The organism is Planococcus halocryophilus, assembly GCF_022489025.1.
Lineage (GTDB): Bacteria > Bacillota > Bacilli > Bacillales_A > Planococcaceae > Planococcus > Planococcus halocryophilus_A.
In genome coordinates this window covers 173,872-187,962 of the sequence record NZ_JAKVTG010000003.1, presented here as the reverse complement: position 1 = coordinate 187,962, position 14,091 = coordinate 173,872, and the positions used below count along the sequence as shown (strand labels likewise).

General features: G+C 34.1%; 20 protein-coding genes. All 20 read right to left on the bottom strand.

Annotated features, from left to right (window positions below):
- Positions 1-20 precede the first annotated feature (20 nt).
- The 20 genes from MLE13_RS05605 to MLE13_RS05510 all read right to left on the bottom strand — a co-directional run bounded on the left by MLE13_RS05605 (position 21) and on the right by MLE13_RS05510 (position 14,081).
- Complete coding sequence (locus MLE13_RS05605; RefSeq protein WP_240748478.1) at positions 21-785, bottom strand: distal tail protein Dit; 765 nt, start codon at positions 783-785, stop codon at positions 21-23.
- Positions 785-3,361 (bottom strand): phage tail protein, encoded by a 2,577-nt coding sequence (locus MLE13_RS05600; protein ID WP_240748476.1) that lies wholly within the window; start codon positions 3,359-3,361, stop codon positions 785-787. The genes MLE13_RS05605 and MLE13_RS05600 overlap by 1 nt, the downstream gene beginning before the upstream one ends.
- A gap of 63 nt (positions 3,362-3,424) precedes the next feature.
- A complete protein-coding gene (locus tag MLE13_RS05595; protein ID WP_240748475.1) occupies positions 3,425-3,697 on the bottom strand; it encodes a hypothetical protein in 273 nt (90 codons plus the stop codon).
- A gap of 52 nt (positions 3,698-3,749) precedes the next feature.
- Complete coding sequence (locus MLE13_RS05590) at positions 3,750-4,058, bottom strand: hypothetical protein (protein ID WP_240748473.1); 309 nt, start codon at positions 4,056-4,058, stop codon at positions 3,750-3,752.
- Between the two features lie 100 nt (positions 4,059-4,158).
- Entirely contained in the window at positions 4,159-4,590 is a 432-nt protein-coding gene (locus MLE13_RS05585) for a phage major tail protein, TP901-1 family (RefSeq protein ID WP_240748471.1), read from the bottom strand.
- Between the two features lie 32 nt (positions 4,591-4,622).
- Complete coding sequence (locus MLE13_RS05580; RefSeq protein ID WP_240748469.1) at positions 4,623-5,015, bottom strand: DUF3168 domain-containing protein; 393 nt, start codon at positions 5,013-5,015, stop codon at positions 4,623-4,625.
- On the bottom strand, positions 5,012-5,359 hold the full coding sequence (locus MLE13_RS05575; RefSeq protein ID WP_240748468.1) for an HK97-gp10 family putative phage morphogenesis protein: 348 nt from the start codon (positions 5,357-5,359) through the stop codon (positions 5,012-5,014). Before MLE13_RS05575 ends, MLE13_RS05580 begins: the two co-directional genes overlap by 4 nt.
- A 1-nt stretch (position 5,360) precedes the next feature.
- Positions 5,361-5,669: a hypothetical protein gene (locus MLE13_RS05570; protein WP_240748466.1), complete on the bottom strand. Its 309-nt coding sequence runs from the start codon at positions 5,667-5,669 to the stop codon at positions 5,361-5,363.
- A complete protein-coding gene (locus tag MLE13_RS05565; RefSeq protein ID WP_240748464.1) occupies positions 5,666-6,001 on the bottom strand; it encodes a phage head-tail connector protein in 336 nt (111 codons plus the stop codon). The genes MLE13_RS05570 and MLE13_RS05565 overlap by 4 nt, the downstream gene beginning before the upstream one ends.
- A gap of 12 nt (positions 6,002-6,013) precedes the next feature.
- Positions 6,014-6,172, bottom strand: a complete 159-nt coding sequence (locus MLE13_RS05560; RefSeq protein WP_188074724.1) for a hypothetical protein — start codon at positions 6,170-6,172, stop codon at positions 6,014-6,016.
- Positions 6,173-6,271: 99 nt separating this feature from the next.
- On the bottom strand, positions 6,272-7,024 hold the full coding sequence (locus tag MLE13_RS05555) for a N4-gp56 family major capsid protein (protein WP_149456224.1): 753 nt from the start codon (positions 7,022-7,024) through the stop codon (positions 6,272-6,274).
- Positions 7,025-7,076: 52 nt separating this feature from the next.
- Positions 7,077-7,715 carry a DUF4355 domain-containing protein gene (locus MLE13_RS05550; protein WP_240748462.1) on the bottom strand — a complete coding sequence of 213 codons (639 nt, stop codon included), beginning with the start codon at positions 7,713-7,715 and terminating at the stop codon, positions 7,077-7,079.
- A 155-nt stretch (positions 7,716-7,870) separates the two neighbouring features.
- On the bottom strand, positions 7,871-8,803 hold the full coding sequence (locus MLE13_RS05545; protein ID WP_240748460.1) for a minor capsid protein: 933 nt from the start codon (positions 8,801-8,803) through the stop codon (positions 7,871-7,873).
- Between the two features lie 172 nt (positions 8,804-8,975).
- Entirely contained in the window at positions 8,976-10,274 is a 1,299-nt protein-coding gene (locus MLE13_RS05540; protein ID WP_240748457.1) for a phage portal protein, read from the bottom strand.
- Between the two features lie 44 nt (positions 10,275-10,318).
- Complete coding sequence (locus tag MLE13_RS05535; protein WP_240748455.1) at positions 10,319-10,990, bottom strand: hypothetical protein; 672 nt, start codon at positions 10,988-10,990, stop codon at positions 10,319-10,321.
- Positions 10,980-11,486 (bottom strand): hypothetical protein, encoded by a 507-nt coding sequence (locus MLE13_RS05530; RefSeq protein WP_240748453.1) that lies wholly within the window; start codon positions 11,484-11,486, stop codon positions 10,980-10,982. Before MLE13_RS05530 ends, MLE13_RS05535 begins: the two co-directional genes overlap by 11 nt.
- Before the next feature lie 154 nt (positions 11,487-11,640).
- Positions 11,641-12,033 carry a hypothetical protein gene (locus MLE13_RS05525; RefSeq protein WP_240748451.1) on the bottom strand — a complete coding sequence of 131 codons (393 nt, stop codon included), beginning with the start codon at positions 12,031-12,033 and terminating at the stop codon, positions 11,641-11,643.
- A 70-nt stretch (positions 12,034-12,103) separates the two neighbouring features.
- Positions 12,104-13,348, bottom strand: a complete 1,245-nt coding sequence (locus tag MLE13_RS05520) for a PBSX family phage terminase large subunit (protein ID WP_240748450.1) — start codon at positions 13,346-13,348, stop codon at positions 12,104-12,106.
- Between the two features lie 89 nt (positions 13,349-13,437).
- Entirely contained in the window at positions 13,438-13,827 is a 390-nt protein-coding gene (locus MLE13_RS05515) for a PH domain-containing protein (protein WP_240748449.1), read from the bottom strand.
- A 26-nt stretch (positions 13,828-13,853) separates the two neighbouring features.
- Positions 13,854-14,081, bottom strand: coding sequence for a hypothetical protein (locus MLE13_RS05510; RefSeq protein WP_240748448.1), 228 nt, complete (start codon positions 14,079-14,081; stop codon positions 13,854-13,856).
- Positions 14,082-14,091 lie beyond the last annotated feature (10 nt).

The following is a 14,091-nucleotide window of genomic DNA, read 5'->3' as shown; positions in this document are numbered from 1 at the left end:
AAAACAACCCTTAAGCAAAACTAGTCTGCTAAGTAAATACTTTGATATTCAATTGAAATTTTAAAATCACCTTGCATAAGAAGTGTATTCTCATCTACTGAAAAAGTTAGCCATTCCCCATTATGATTTGAATAACGATAAACCCCTAAATTTTCGAGATTAGAAATAAGCTCTTCATGTTCATTATCTATAAACACCTCTTCATTGAGAGCTAAATTTGATAGCTTAAAAGTTTGATCTGACTCTACCATTGTAAGTGAAATATTTCCCTCGGATACGGTCTTAGTAATCCACATCTTAGGCTTAATATCTACATCGCCACTATTAAGAATACTGAAAGATGAATAGCTTGATTCAATATCTTCTATAAGAGTCGGATGGGAATAGCTATAAGGTGAATCACATCTTACCATTAATTTCACATAGCCTTCTTTTCTTCCATTATGAAGTAAAGAGGAATTACTGTGAACAATAGCATAGAAAATTCTATCAGGATTAGATTCAAAAGTTAATGGCTTATAAAAGTCTTTAAACAGCCATCTTGCCACCTGTCTAATATTATTTCTATCTTCCCATTGTTCAATGAAGAAACTTAATTCAAATTCTAAAGGCTCTGATTCTACCCTTTGAAAATAAGGCTTGTTTCTATTTGCTGATTTCGTTTCAATAATTGATCTATTAGGAAGAAAGTTTTCTTCAAACAATCCCCCACCTTCATGAACAATATAAACGCCCATATCTTCTGAGGCAATGCCATCAAAAGAAAAGTTAATTGATTCTCTCATTATTTAACTCCCTTACTTCTTCTAAGACTGTTTTGAATTTTTGAAGCAAATGAATCTACATCAGCATTACTATTTGCATTCATGTTTTCTACATTGAAATTAAAGTTATAAGTTTCTCTACCAGAATCAATCACAGTTGCAGAATTAGATTTAGGGTTTTGCATAGTGGATGCAATACCACGCCCAATACTTCCAAGTACTTGAGCAGTTAAAGGAAGAATTGCTTCACTTCCAGCCTCTCCTACACCTTGCAAACCTTGTGAGCTATTTAAAATAGTAGGCTTTTTGAAAATACCACCTTTTGCATTCCATGAAATTCCCACTTTAGGAACTGAAGGAGGCATTAAACTAAATTTACCTGAAAGACTAAACGTAGGCATTTTAGGCATCGAAATTTTAGGGAACGTTAATTTCAATCCGCTAAAGAATCCCTTGATTTTACTTATAGCATTGCCTATAGCTGTTTTAGCTGCTTCAACAGGATTTGTCATAGCTGATTTAATACTGCTGAAAATACTTGAGGCTGAACTCTTAACAGAATTAAATTTAGCCACAATTGAATTTTTTAGAGTTTCAACCGTATTTACAATAGTTGATTTAATACTATTCCATACAGAGCTAGCTGTAGATTTAATTGAATTGAATACTGATACAATGCTACTTTTAACACTGTTCCAGATACTTGTAACAGTAGACTTTATAGAATTCATGATTGTAGTAATAGTTGATTTAATAGCATTCCAAGCACCTGAAGAAACTGATTTAATGGCATTAAACGTAGTAGTTAAAAATGACTTTATTGCATTCCATACACTTGTAACAGTTGATTTAATAGCGTTAAATATAGTTGTTAAAGTTGATTTCAAGGAATTAAACACTGATGAAGCTAGTGACTTAATGCCATTCCATATAGTGCTCAAGAATGATTTAATACCATTCCAAACCGTCATAATAAGGGTTTTATATATATTAAAAACAGTTGTAAAATACGCTTTTAATGCATTAAATACCGCTGATGCTAATGCCTTAATTCCATTCCACAAACCACTCAAAAATGACTTAATGCCATTCCATACTGCACTTGCTGCTGATTTAATACCATTCCAGACAGAAGCAATTGCATCTTTCAATCCACTAAAGATAGCTACAGCACTTTGTTTAATAGCATTCCACGTTGCGCTGAAGAAGACTTTCAATCCTCCCCAAACGGATGAGGCTACTGATTTGATGGTTTCCCATGCCGATTTAAGAAAGGCTACTACTGTATCCCAGTTTTTATAAAGTAAGATTCCAATAGCAACTAATGCTGCTACTGCAACAACAACTATTGCAATTGGATTAGCAGCTAAAACTAAGTTAAATGCCGCTTGTACAGCTGCCGCCGCTTTCGTAACCGCTGCCCATGTTGTCGTAATAGTTACCCATGCCGCTTTAGCTGCTGTTATTGCTTTAAATGTAAGAACACCAGCCGTAACTCCTAAAATAAGAAAATCAAATTTGTCGATAAACCAGCCTAAGCCTTCTGTGGTAGTTTTAATTAATTCTCCAAATCCCGAAACAGCCGTTCTAATCATTTCAAATCCTGAACTCATTGATCCTGCATCAAATGAGAGGCTACCAAACAGCTCAGTAAAATTATCCTTAACTGCTGCAATAATTGGTGCAAAGACTGAGCTGACATATGAGCCAAATGCTTTGAATCCACCCAATACAGCTTGAGGATCAATCTTTCCAATCCATCCAGCTAAACTTTTAATTCCAGCAATTGCTACCGCTAAAATAGGCTGTCCTAATTGTCCTTTTAAATCTGTCCAAATTTGTTTTAAGTTACCTAACTGATTCTGATAACTTCCTGATTCTCGGCTTGCTTGTCCCATTGCTCCTGCTGATTCTTGCATAGATTCCGCAAAACTTAATCTGACAAGTTGTTTGCCAGCTTCATCGAGACTTTTATAGTCTTGCCCCAATGTATCAGAAGCATATGAAGCCATTTGAGCTTCATTGGCAAAAAGCCCGATTGATTCTCCTGCTTCCCAGTTACCTTTCATAAATGAAGTTAAGGCACTTGAAGCATCTTCCATTGAAACATCATAAAAGGCTGCTGCATCGGCTGAAGCTGTCATAGCTCGGCTTGCACCGTCCATAGCTTCCTCGCTGTCTAAGCCTAAACCTTTGAATAAAGAAGTCATTTGAGTAAATGCAGGCTTAATTCGACTAGAAACCATGCCGAATTCTTGACCCATACCATCAATAGCTTTAGTTGCCTCTCCTTGCAAGCCTCCGAAAACTTGCTCAAATTGTGCTGTCATGGCTTGGCTATCTGCTGCTGATTCTACTAAGCTAATACCAAAATCCTTAATCTTATCTATCGCAAATGCACCGGCAATAATTCCAGCTACTCCACCTAATGCTGATTTAATCCGTCCGACTCCTCCAGATGTAGAGTTTTCTGCTCCACCCATTGAGTCTCTAACAGTATCCCCTGCTTCTCTAACTGAATCAGTTATCTGATCCATGGCATTTCTAAATTCCGTAATATCTGCGCTAATTCTTACCGATAAATCTTGCATACTCATTTATATTGCTCACCTCTCTTTTTAAATACAAAAAAAGGGTAAAGCTGCAATAGCTCTACCCTTTTACAATGTATTTGAGAAAGTATTTTTGAAATGTTCTTTATTTCGTTTGATTTCGTCAATTTTAGTTTCGTTTAATTCATTGACTTCTTTTGGCTTCTCGAATATTTTGATTAATTTTGCATTTTTTGATTTTGCAGAAGCATATCCATACATAACCGCAATTTCCATTAGTTCTGTTTGTTCTCTCTGCTCTTCACTATATTGATCTAGCAATAGGAATAAATCATTAAAAGAGTAATGTTCCATGAAATGCTCATAATCATTCAAAGACATTTTTAACTTTCCAACAATCCATTGAAATAGCTTTTCTTCATTTATAAACCCATTACTTTTTACTGGGTACGGCTTTCTTGCCGAATGTTGCAGTAAATGCTTCCATAACAAGCTCAATAACAGCGGCAAAAGTTTCATAATGTTCAATTGCTGCGTCCATTAAATCACCAATATCATCAAAAGTTAGTTTTTTATCTTCCCACTCCAAACCATAAAAAGTGATTTTCATAAGGTTCTCCATGCTCATTTCATTCTGCATTTCAGCAATTGACATTCCTAAATCTTTTTCAAGTTTTACTACTGCATTCATACCAAATTTTAAATTACGTTCTTTATCCATTTTGATTTGCACAATTTCCATTAAGTAAACATCCTCTTTGTATAAGTATTTTTATTGATTTCTTTAAAAGAAAATAAACAGCCGAACAATATTTCTATTGCTCAAGCTGTTTTAAGTGTGATTAAACTACTACCGTATCTTCTGTTTTAGCCAATGCTCCAGCACCAGTTAGAGAGATGGAATAAGTAACTACGTCTTCATGTCCTGCTTCAAATTCAAGTGAATTTACAAGAGCAAAACCTGTGTAGCCCCATCCAGAAGGTTTTTTGAATGAAACTTTTACTTTGCGACCTTCAAAGAAAGCTGATTCCAAGTCTTCAAAACCTGCATCATCAATTACTACAATTCCATCTGTAGAAGATTCCCAAGATTTAAAGCCACTGATGCTGTCCATCCAACCACCAGTATCTTTTGAAGTAATATCCATACTTTCAGCTGACATTGAAAGCGTAGCTCCTCGCCCACCGCCTACCAATGTATATGCTTCAGGTTCTCCTGGGAATTGTTCTTTCATTGCGTAAATACCGATATCTAAACCTTTAATTTGTGTCATAAATAATTAATCCTCCATATTTCTAATTTGTTTTATTTTTCTCTGATTGTGATATCAAACTGAATGATTCCATGATGAATTGCTCTATCAGTTTCTTCTTCTTTTGTCGTCATCATCATTGAGAGTTTATTTAAATCAACATAAAAACCATTTAGCTCTAAGTCGTTTAATAGCGACTCTTTAACTAAATGGTTCATAGTTTTTGATTCAAGACTTTTAGTTGATTGACTAAAAGTATGAATCGTTAAATTGTGGGTAGTCCTCTTGTCGCCCTTAGTCAAATTATCTACAGTGACATCTTCACCGATAAGAATATAAGGAAATTGAGCGTTTGGAGGCCTAAGATCATAAGTAGTGTAATGAGCTGAAAGCTTCTGGTATACAGCTTTTTGAAGCTCAACAGTAGGAATAAGATTAGTCGTCAAATGCTCAACCTCCTTAATGCGGCTTTCATATCTTCTATATACTTTGTTTTACTTCGTGCATGTGCTGGAGTCATATAAGGCTTTGCCGCTTGTCTGGAAGTACCAAACTCAACCGCTAAGGCATATTCAACATTAGTTGAAACCATCGCACTCATCCCACCAGATTCAAGAGAAGTAGTAATAGAACGCCTTAAATGACCTGTATCAACAGGAACTAGCCTTTTAGCATCAGATTCTAACTGGAGGGCAGTCTGAGAAACAACTTGCTTCACGCCACTCTCCAAGCTGTCTGAGATGCTTTGTATGGTTCTTATAAAGCGATCTAATCCCTCAATTTCAGCCAAATTAGATCACCTCCAGAAGAAAGTTAATATAAGGAGTAGAATCGAATCCTAATGATTCAATGACTCTATAATTTTCATTTGTTTTCACATTTTTAAGCTTGAGAGATTCATTAGGGTTGATTGCATCCTTTGTAATTAATCTAAGTCCTTTTGCTGTAAGAAAACCCTGCTCTTTTAGAATAGTTTCAGCTTTAACAGGAGTAGAATGAGCTTTAAAAGCTGTTCCCTGAATCTCGGTTAAATCATATCCACCCATTCCATCTGATACTTTTTCATCTTCAATAAAAACAAAATCTTTATTAAACATCATAAGAATCTAATCCGATTTGTTTGATTAATAAGTTTCATATTAGCTTTATAGGCTTCAATGAATTGTCTATTAGAAGAAAAATGATCTTCATTAAATGTATGTGAAACAATATCAACAGATTCAGATTTCAAACCTTCTAAGCCTCTTCTGTTCCATCTTGAAACAACAGCTTCAATCAGAATAAATTCTAACGATGCAGGAATAATTGATTCATTAATTTCTAAAATCAGAGCATTTGAATACATATCAATGAATTGCTCTAATAAAAAATCATCACTTGAAGTTTCTGCTACAAGAGATAAGCCTAAAATGCGTTTAACTCTATCTAACATTTAAACGCCTCCTTAAACCTTTGATTTTCTACGTGTATTTGTTCTTGGAGTCTTCTTTTCAACAGGCTTTTCATCAGTGGCAACCGATTTAGTAACCTGCTGTTTTTGTTCTTCTTTTTGTTTTGCTTCTTTCTCTTTTCTGAGTTTTTGAAGCGTATGATGAAGTAACAAATTTGCCACCTTCTTTCATTTTCTATCAAAAAAAATAGGCAGCCATCCATTTGAATGAACCGCCCATTTATATTCTGAATACTATTCAGTTAAATATGTTTATGCTAGAGTAATTTTGACAACTTTAGAAGCATCACGTAAATGAGTAGCAAAATGAGCATCAGCTGAAAGAACAGTTGCTTTAGTCAAAATGTTACGATCATCTTCTACGTCTACATCTTTAGACATGTAAAGACCTACAGCACCCGGCTTAACTACATAAGCAGTTCCAGCTGGAACTTTAGCAGATACTACAATATCCAAGTCAAAAATCTTACCGTCTGCATAGTTTTCATCTTTACGAACTGAACCAAAGTTTGAAGGGTTAACTACAAGAGTTTTCTCTCCATCTTGATTTTCACCATAAAGAGCAACAGCATCAATTACTACGTCACCAGTTAAAGCACCAGTAGCTGGATGAGACAAAGTAGCTGTAGCAAGTGCTGCAAACATTTTGTTTTCAATTCCTGCTGTGATTGATGCAGTAAGCTGATCTTCTGCTTCTCCGACTGGATCACCAAATGAACCTTTAGCCGCTTCATCTGTGATTTCAACAGCCTTAGCAACTTTTTCAATTGCCAATGGTACTGAGTTAGCAGTTAGCAAAGTAGGATCAATAGCTACGCCTTCAGCAACTACATCAGCATCACCGATATATTCATATTGAGGAACTGAAATAGAGCCTGATTGCTCGTTTTCAAAGTTTTGTACAAATGCTAGTGGATATAGTTTAAGATTCCCAGGAATTTTCGAAGTTACTGCATCAGCAAAAACCTCTACGTTTACTAAGTTTGCTTTTTTCGTTTGTGTCATAATATTTATTTCTCCATTCTAATTTGAGTTTTATTTTGTACCCTGAAAATTATTAGCCTTTTAATTGGGCATAAAGTTCAGGATCAGTTTCTTTTACATTTAATTTTTGTGAGTAATTCATTTGACGGAATTCATCTTTTGTTACATTAAGTAGACTTGATTGTTTATTGCTGCTTTGTGGAGTTTTACCTTGAACACGCTCATTAACAGCCTTTTCAAGAGCTATAGTAAAAGCCTTATCCCATTCAGCTTTAAAAGTTGTAATGTTTTGATGAACCTCTTCAGCTGTTTCACCATTCACAAAATTAGCGAATTCAATTGGCAAATTCTGATTAGATAGCTCTTTAATTGTTTGATTCTCAAGCTTTTCTTTTAAGAATGATTTTCTTTCATTCTCAAACTCTTCTTTTTGTCGATTTAATTCAGCTTGGAAACGTTCACCCTCAGTCATTTTTGCAAGCTTTTCAGCTTCCGACTTTTCTGTTTCAAGTTGAGTTTTGAAATCTTCTTGCCATTTAGATTTAGCAGTTTCCAATGCCTTAGAAACTTTCCGATCTGTTTCGGCTTGAATCAATTTTTCTACTTCTTCTTCAGAGAAAGTTTTTACTGTTTCTTCTTGCGTCTGCTGAGTTTGTTCATCTTCCTGCTTAATTTCTGTTACCTCTTCTTGCTGTTTGTTCAATTCGTCCATGTTTAACTCTCCTTATGTCCTGTCCGTTGCAATGCCCCGACCAGTCCAATTTTTTTAGTAGTTGATGCAAAAAAATAGAGACACCTTTTAAAGTGTCTCTTGATGTAGCGATATGAAGCCCTATAGTATAAATGTGATTAAGTTGCAGTTTTCTATTACTTCAAATATTTAGATGCCCACTCTTCATAATTCATATTAGGAACAATGAAAGAATTCCCCTGTACATCCCTAGCTCTGCGCTCTCTTAATTCAATATCAGGAAAATATGGAGAAATTGCTGATCTACAATTAGGATGCATAGGTGGACAATTAACGCCAACTTGCTTATCTTTAAGCTTAAAAATTTTGCCATCTAATGACTGGCACGTCTTAGAAGTCTTACTATCTAATGTTCCTAAGAATACAAATGAATCTAACTCTAGCTTTTCATACCCCTGAGCTGTAGCTTCTGTGACTACGTGTGCTGTTTCTGTTCTGATAAGTCTCAGAGCATCCTTATAGCTGCTATCCATGTTACCGCTAAGCTGTCTGCTCATCCTCTGGACACTTGAGCCTTTGATGAGTCCATTTGTTATAGTCGATTTCATCTCTTTTGTAAGCTTAGCTTTGTTATCCCAAATTAAATCGCTAAACATTGCTCCACTCCAGGGATATTTAATAGCTAACTCAACCGCTGAATGATTGATTTTAGCAAACGATACGCCAACACCTGTCCCGATTGCCATAGTATAAGCAGTTGAATATAAAGTATTCTTAAATGTTTCACTCAGTATATCCTCCATTGTTAACTGCTGTGAGTAACCTAACAGCAATAGCTTTGCATCTATTTCTGAAAGTAAAGCATTGAATCTATTCACTGATGCTGATTGATACAGCCGTTGCATTTCAGCGATAACAAAAGGATTATTAGTAGCTACCGCTCTTTTCTTCAATGTTTCCATTCTTGAACCATAACTTGCAAAATCAAATGCGTTTAATTGCTTCTGAGCTTCTGCATAAGTCACATTTTTTTCAGTGGCGTATTTAGTATAGAAAGCAGATAGCGTTTCCTGAATCTCATCAAATGCTTTTAGATATTCTTTCTGCATAAGCTTTTCAGATACTTTTAACTTCTTAAATGCTTCATCTTGAGTCTCTTTGCTTCTCTCAATCCAATAATCCTGATTGCTTAACCCTGCGTATTGTTCACTGGCTATAACTGTTCACCTCTTTCAAATTAAAAAAGAGATAACCAAAATGGCTATCTCAGATTGATAATATCTATTTGCCTAAGCTTTCATATAAAGAACCTTCTTTTTCTTTCTCTCTTAGCTCAATTTCATAGGCTGAATCCTCGATAAATGGAAGTAGGCTAATCAAAGTTTTATCTGAAAGAATGCCACTAAGTTTCTCAATAATATTAGCAATTGTTTCATTGTTAGAAGGCATGTTTCTAGTGAATGACATAGTGATTGAATTAGAATCATATGAGCCGCCTTTAGTATTTAGGAATTTAGTAATTAGCTTAAGCCGCTTTTCTAATCCCTTTTTAAAGAATCTCTCTTTAACTGATACAGCTGATTCTAAGCCGAATAATTTAAACTTAAGAGCTTCGCCTGAGCTTGTACCGAAAGATTCATCACTGATATTTGGAACAAAACTGAAAGTATGAATGTCTTGTTTCAAACGTTCGGTATATTCCTTAACTCCAGCAATATCGCCTTTCATCAAGAAATCTGCTGTTCCCTTTTCGCCCATTAACATAACCCTATTTTCCTTCATAGTTTCCAAATCTTCGCTTTCTGCATCAATTCCAGACAGAACTAAATAAGCATCAGCAAAATACTCTAAAGAATTCATCTGATCTGAAGTAGATAAATCATAAGCATCAATAAGCTTCAATACATTTTCAAAGTCTCCTATTGTCTCATCATTATTCAAATACTGGATTACAGGCACTTCTTTATAATAATGTTGCTTTGGTTCATCCACTAATCTAAATTCGTCCTTTTCTTGAATGTAGGAATAGATGAAATCTTTATCATATACTTCTGCATACAGAATAAATTGCTGAGTTTTGTAATTCTCAACTTCATAGAATCGCACAGCTGCCAATGGCTTAGATTGAATGGAATTATCATGAATCATAAATGTTTCTTGAGGATCAAGATAAGCCATTTTAGTTTCTGAATTCTCATCAGTGTAATGAAGCTCATAACCTACTCCGAAAATTGAAACATCCTTTCCAATTTGAGAGTTCAAAGATTGCTCGTCATTAGAATCAAAGACATATTGAATCTTTTTCATCTGCTCTTCTTCGCTTGAAGCATAGTTAACAGGCTTGCCTAAGAAATAACCGCCAATTGTATCTACAATGTAAGTAGCATAAGGGTTAATAATTTTATTGTTCGGCTTAGTTGGGTCTTTCATTGTGCGATTAATGATAGTTTCATGCTTACCAGTGTAGTAATTCTTCAGCCGTTTCAAACGTGTGACTTCCTTTAATTTATAACGATTGATAAGCTGCAAAATCAGCTCACCATTTAACTCTTCAGCATTTTGAATCTTGTATTTTTCCATTGTTTCACTCCTCAGTGATTGATTTTTGACCATAAAAAAACACCTCAGCGATTTGCTGAAGTGTCATTAGGTTTTTTAACTATAATGTTTATTTCTACCTGTATTTTTTTTAAGCCACAATAAACTCTATTTATATCTTCGCCAATACCAAGAACTTCTTTTTCATTATAGCTACTTTGATGATTATTGACAGCTCTAATAATATTTTTTAAATGTGAGAGTTCCCTTCTGATTCCACTTGGAATTTCGGTTATATATTCTTGAGATATTTTTGAAAGTAATTGTGTATCATGCAAAACATTCTCTAGTTTTTTTATTGGTTCTTTGTATTCGTTTACTGCACGTTCTAAGGTTTCCATATGAACCCTTCCTGCTATAAAAGGTGAAATAGTGTAGCTATACACCGAGAAGATATCTTCTATAAGATAATCAAAAATCCGTAAGGCATTATCACTATTAGTTCTTCTTATTCTTTCTACTTCTCTCTCTGTATGTTCAATCTGTTTTTCTACTGATTTAACAGTGTACTGACCTGCTAAAAAAGCTCCAGTGCCTGCTCCTGTCAAAGTAAATAAACCAATTACTATAGCTTCTATAATCCATTGAGAAACCAGATTGAATCCTTTATTAAATAATGTTGAGACTAAAGAAATATTGATCAATATTAAAGCTCCAATAACAAAATAAGACACTAAGTAAATTCTATTACTGTTCATCTGTACTCACCTGAATACTCCCTTTTATTTTGCCATCTTTAATTTTGGATTCTTTTGACGCTCTCTTCATTTCTTCTTTGTTATATGGTAATCCTAACTCTTTTCTATAAAAGTTAAAATTATATTCTAAATGATTTAATAGATATTTATCTTCATCTAAAAACCCCCTCGTATACCCTACATCCCAAAGATAAGATTCTTCAATTAAGATTTGATGAATTAACGCTAGATTAGGACTTACAAACTGATAATTATTTTTTATAATATTGTCAACATTCTCAAACTCTTTTTTATTCAATCCTAAGTACCCATCTAATGGATGATACCCCTTATTAATTTCTTTCATCAAAGGCATATATAGTTTTTGCAAAATCTCTACTTTATATGAGTTGGCTTGCATTCTAATTTCTTTTCTAATTAAAAAATGATAATTAAAAAAACTAGTAATTACAATCGTTATAGATGAACTTATTAGTGCTATAATAATTTCTCTCATTACTTCAACTCCATATTCTTTTCTAATCGTACCATTAAAAGTAAAATATTATGAGAAGTTATTTAGAAAATATTATGAAAAGTACTTTTAATAGCCAAATGAGTTGAGAGGATTTAGAAATTCACAAAAACATTTCCTATGACTACTATTTCGTTCATTCGTTTTTAAATTGGGCAATAATAAGTATAGTAAAAGCTAAAGCTACTAATGTTAATGTTTGACCGTTATGCAATATTGCAGCTTCAGAAAAATTATTAAATGAGTAATATGAGAAATAGATAGCTATTGGAACAGAAGCATACATTAATAACTGGCCTATTAAGTAAAAATAACTTAAGGCATTATTATTAATATTCTCTTCAAAAGTACTTCCTTCTTCTGAAGGTTCTTTGTAATCCAATACAGATTCAAATAATTCACTTAAGGTAATAATAACTACAAATGTTGTTATCCCAAGCGTTATATGGGCTGGTAATAGCACAGGGTAAAAACTTAAAACCAAGAGTCCTGAAGCTATTGAATAAAGCAGGTACTGGGCTTTGTACATTTTATAATCCTCGCTTTTCTATTTATCCTAACAGATAAACTGATTATGAAAAACAGAAATTAATTAGATATTAAATACCAAATACCGACTTACTCATAAATTTAATCTTATTCTTACTATTAAACCGCTCTAGGCTATATCTGAGAGCATCAATCAAGTGATTATAGTTATCTACTGGCTGATTTAAATACTGCCCTGTAGCCTTATCCTTCTTAAAGCTGTAATTCTCTAGCTCATCAATCACATGGATACAGGAAGGATGCACCATAATATCAAACTGCTGAATGAATCCGATACCATTCATGATTGAACCAGCACCCTTTTTAGCTGGCTTGATTCTATTGATTCCATAGCCTTTAATCTCTGCAATACTCTTTTGCTCAGCACTATCAGCAATAATGATTTCTTTGCTGTAACCTTTTTCATGAACCCTTGCAGCAAGCTCATTATTTAATAAGCCTTTTTCATATAGTTCATCAAAAATGTATATTTTTCTATTCGGAACATCGACCAGAGAGCAAATTAATGTGGAAGCATCCGCAATGTAACCAAAATCCATACCTATAGCAGATTGTAAATTAGGATTATTTTTAAGCAATAACTTATAATTGAAATCCTCTATTTTAAAGTTATCGAATACACGCTTTCCACTATGTCCCCATAAACCTAACCCGAATACCCGATACTTTTCAGGGTTTCTTTCCTTCATATCGAGAATATTGTTAATGTAGGCTTGATCTAGGAAGCGATTATCTTTATAAGTTGAATGACATACCGATGTATCAGGCTTAGGATTATCAAAAAACTCAGCTTTAAGCCATGATAAATTGCTGACTGGGTTAAATGTAAGATAAAACTGCTTCTTATGCCCTTTCCCTCTCAGTCTTAACTCCAGCTGATTAAAGATTTCTTTGCTTAATTCTGAAGCTTCTTCAATCCAACATAAATCAAAGCCTGAAATACTCAGCAGTTTAGTTTCCTCATCCGCTCCTTTAAATACAATCTGAGAACCATTCGGAAATTCCATCTTATGAGTCGTCTTAGATACTTTGATTAAATCTAATATCTGCATACCTCTTAACGCTTCAGTAATCTCAGTGAATACAGAATCTTTAATTGATGAGAAAGTTTGCCGAACAACTAACAGCTTTTTCTTATCTTTTAATAAATCAATTATTAGTTTATGAGCGACAAAATGACTTTTCCCCGATCCTGCTGAACCTAAGAAAACATTGTACCTAGCATCTGATACTAAGTAGGGAATGTATTTTTCATTAAAGAATGAACGATCTAAATTTAATTTTACTTTTGCCATCTAATATCTCCCTATTAAAAAAGAACACAAAAAAGCCACTTCAAATTAATGAAGTGACTTGAGTTTCTTCCTATTATAATGTGTGTAATTTATTGAACGTTTCGCATAGCTAAAATCAGATCATTGTAGAAGAGTTTGCAAACTCCTTTATCTACAAGATTGATATTGTAGCTATTGCGAGAAGTAGAAATTTCAACATCTCCTAATAGCATTCCGCTATCCATTGAAATTCCTTGAATATGTTTTAAGAAAACTGATGTGATTCTCTTCTTAGCTACTGCCGTATTATCATTAAAAACTAGCCGCTCACTTGTGACAAAGCAAAATTCAAATGCTAAGCCGTAGATGCCAATTAACTGCTCTGCGGGTAAAAGCAAATCCTCCACCCGTTCTTTATACTTCTCGTGAGCCTTATCCGCTGTCTTCTTGCTTGCTGCGTCCATATCTGCATTATAGCTTGCTGCCATCTTCTTAAACATTTTCCATTCCCCCTAAGTTAGTATTATTAAAATTCATCGTCTACGAATGTTTCTAGCTGATTAATGTCATGTCCGAAAATTTCTAGCTCGACTGATTCACCAGTTAAACTCTTCATAGCTATATTCATTTGCTCAGTAATTGTATCACTGAATTTCAAAGCAAATTCCTCTGAAGTCATACCATTTACTGCAAATTGAATGCTCATTGTTCCGTGAGTTGAAACCTCTTTAGTTGTCGTCATAGTTGCTGTCATAATAATCATT

Bases quoted from the DNA above. Each gene is read 5' to 3' on its own strand.
- MLE13_RS05605 (WP_240748478.1), bottom strand. From the start codon at position 785: ATGAGAGAATCAATTAACTTTTCTTTTGATGGCATTGCCTCAGAAGAT.
- MLE13_RS05600 (WP_240748476.1), bottom strand. From the start codon at position 3,361: ATGAGTATGCAAGATTTATCGGTAAGAATTAGCGCAGATATTACGGAA.
- MLE13_RS05595 (WP_240748475.1), bottom strand. From the start codon at position 3,697: ATGTCTTTGAATGATTATGAGCATTTCATGGAACATTACTCTTTTAAT.
- MLE13_RS05590 (WP_240748473.1), bottom strand. From the start codon at position 4,058: ATGGAAATTGTGCAAATCAAAATGGATAAAGAACGTAATTTAAAATTT.
- MLE13_RS05585 (WP_240748471.1), bottom strand. From the start codon at position 4,590: ATGACACAAATTAAAGGTTTAGATATCGGTATTTACGCAATGAAAGAA.
- MLE13_RS05570 (WP_240748466.1), bottom strand. From the start codon at position 5,669: ATGATGTTTAATAAAGATTTTGTTTTTATTGAAGATGAAAAAGTATCA.
- MLE13_RS05565 (WP_240748464.1), bottom strand. From the start codon at position 6,001: ATGTTAGATAGAGTTAAACGCATTTTAGGCTTATCTCTTGTAGCAGAA.
- MLE13_RS05555 (WP_149456224.1), bottom strand. From the start codon at position 7,024: ATGACACAAACGAAAAAAGCAAACTTAGTAAACGTAGAGGTTTTTGCT.
- MLE13_RS05550 (WP_240748462.1), bottom strand. From the start codon at position 7,715: ATGGACGAATTGAACAAACAGCAAGAAGAGGTAACAGAAATTAAGCAG.
- MLE13_RS05545 (WP_240748460.1), bottom strand. From the start codon at position 8,803: ATGCAGAAAGAATATCTAAAAGCATTTGATGAGATTCAGGAAACGCTA.
- MLE13_RS05540 (WP_240748457.1), bottom strand. From the start codon at position 10,274: ATGGAAAAATACAAGATTCAAAATGCTGAAGAGTTAAATGGTGAGCTG.
- MLE13_RS05535 (WP_240748455.1), bottom strand. From the start codon at position 10,990: ATGAACAGTAATAGAATTTACTTAGTGTCTTATTTTGTTATTGGAGCT.
- MLE13_RS05530 (WP_240748453.1), bottom strand. From the start codon at position 11,486: ATGAGAGAAATTATTATAGCACTAATAAGTTCATCTATAACGATTGTA.
- MLE13_RS05525 (WP_240748451.1), bottom strand. From the start codon at position 12,033: ATGTACAAAGCCCAGTACCTGCTTTATTCAATAGCTTCAGGACTCTTG.
- MLE13_RS05520 (WP_240748450.1), bottom strand. From the start codon at position 13,348: ATGGCAAAAGTAAAATTAAATTTAGATCGTTCATTCTTTAATGAAAAA.
- MLE13_RS05515 (WP_240748449.1), bottom strand. From the start codon at position 13,827: ATGTTTAAGAAGATGGCAGCAAGCTATAATGCAGATATGGACGCAGCA.
- MLE13_RS05510 (WP_240748448.1), bottom strand. From the start codon at position 14,081: ATGACAGCAACTATGACGACAACTAAAGAGGTTTCAACTCACGGAACA.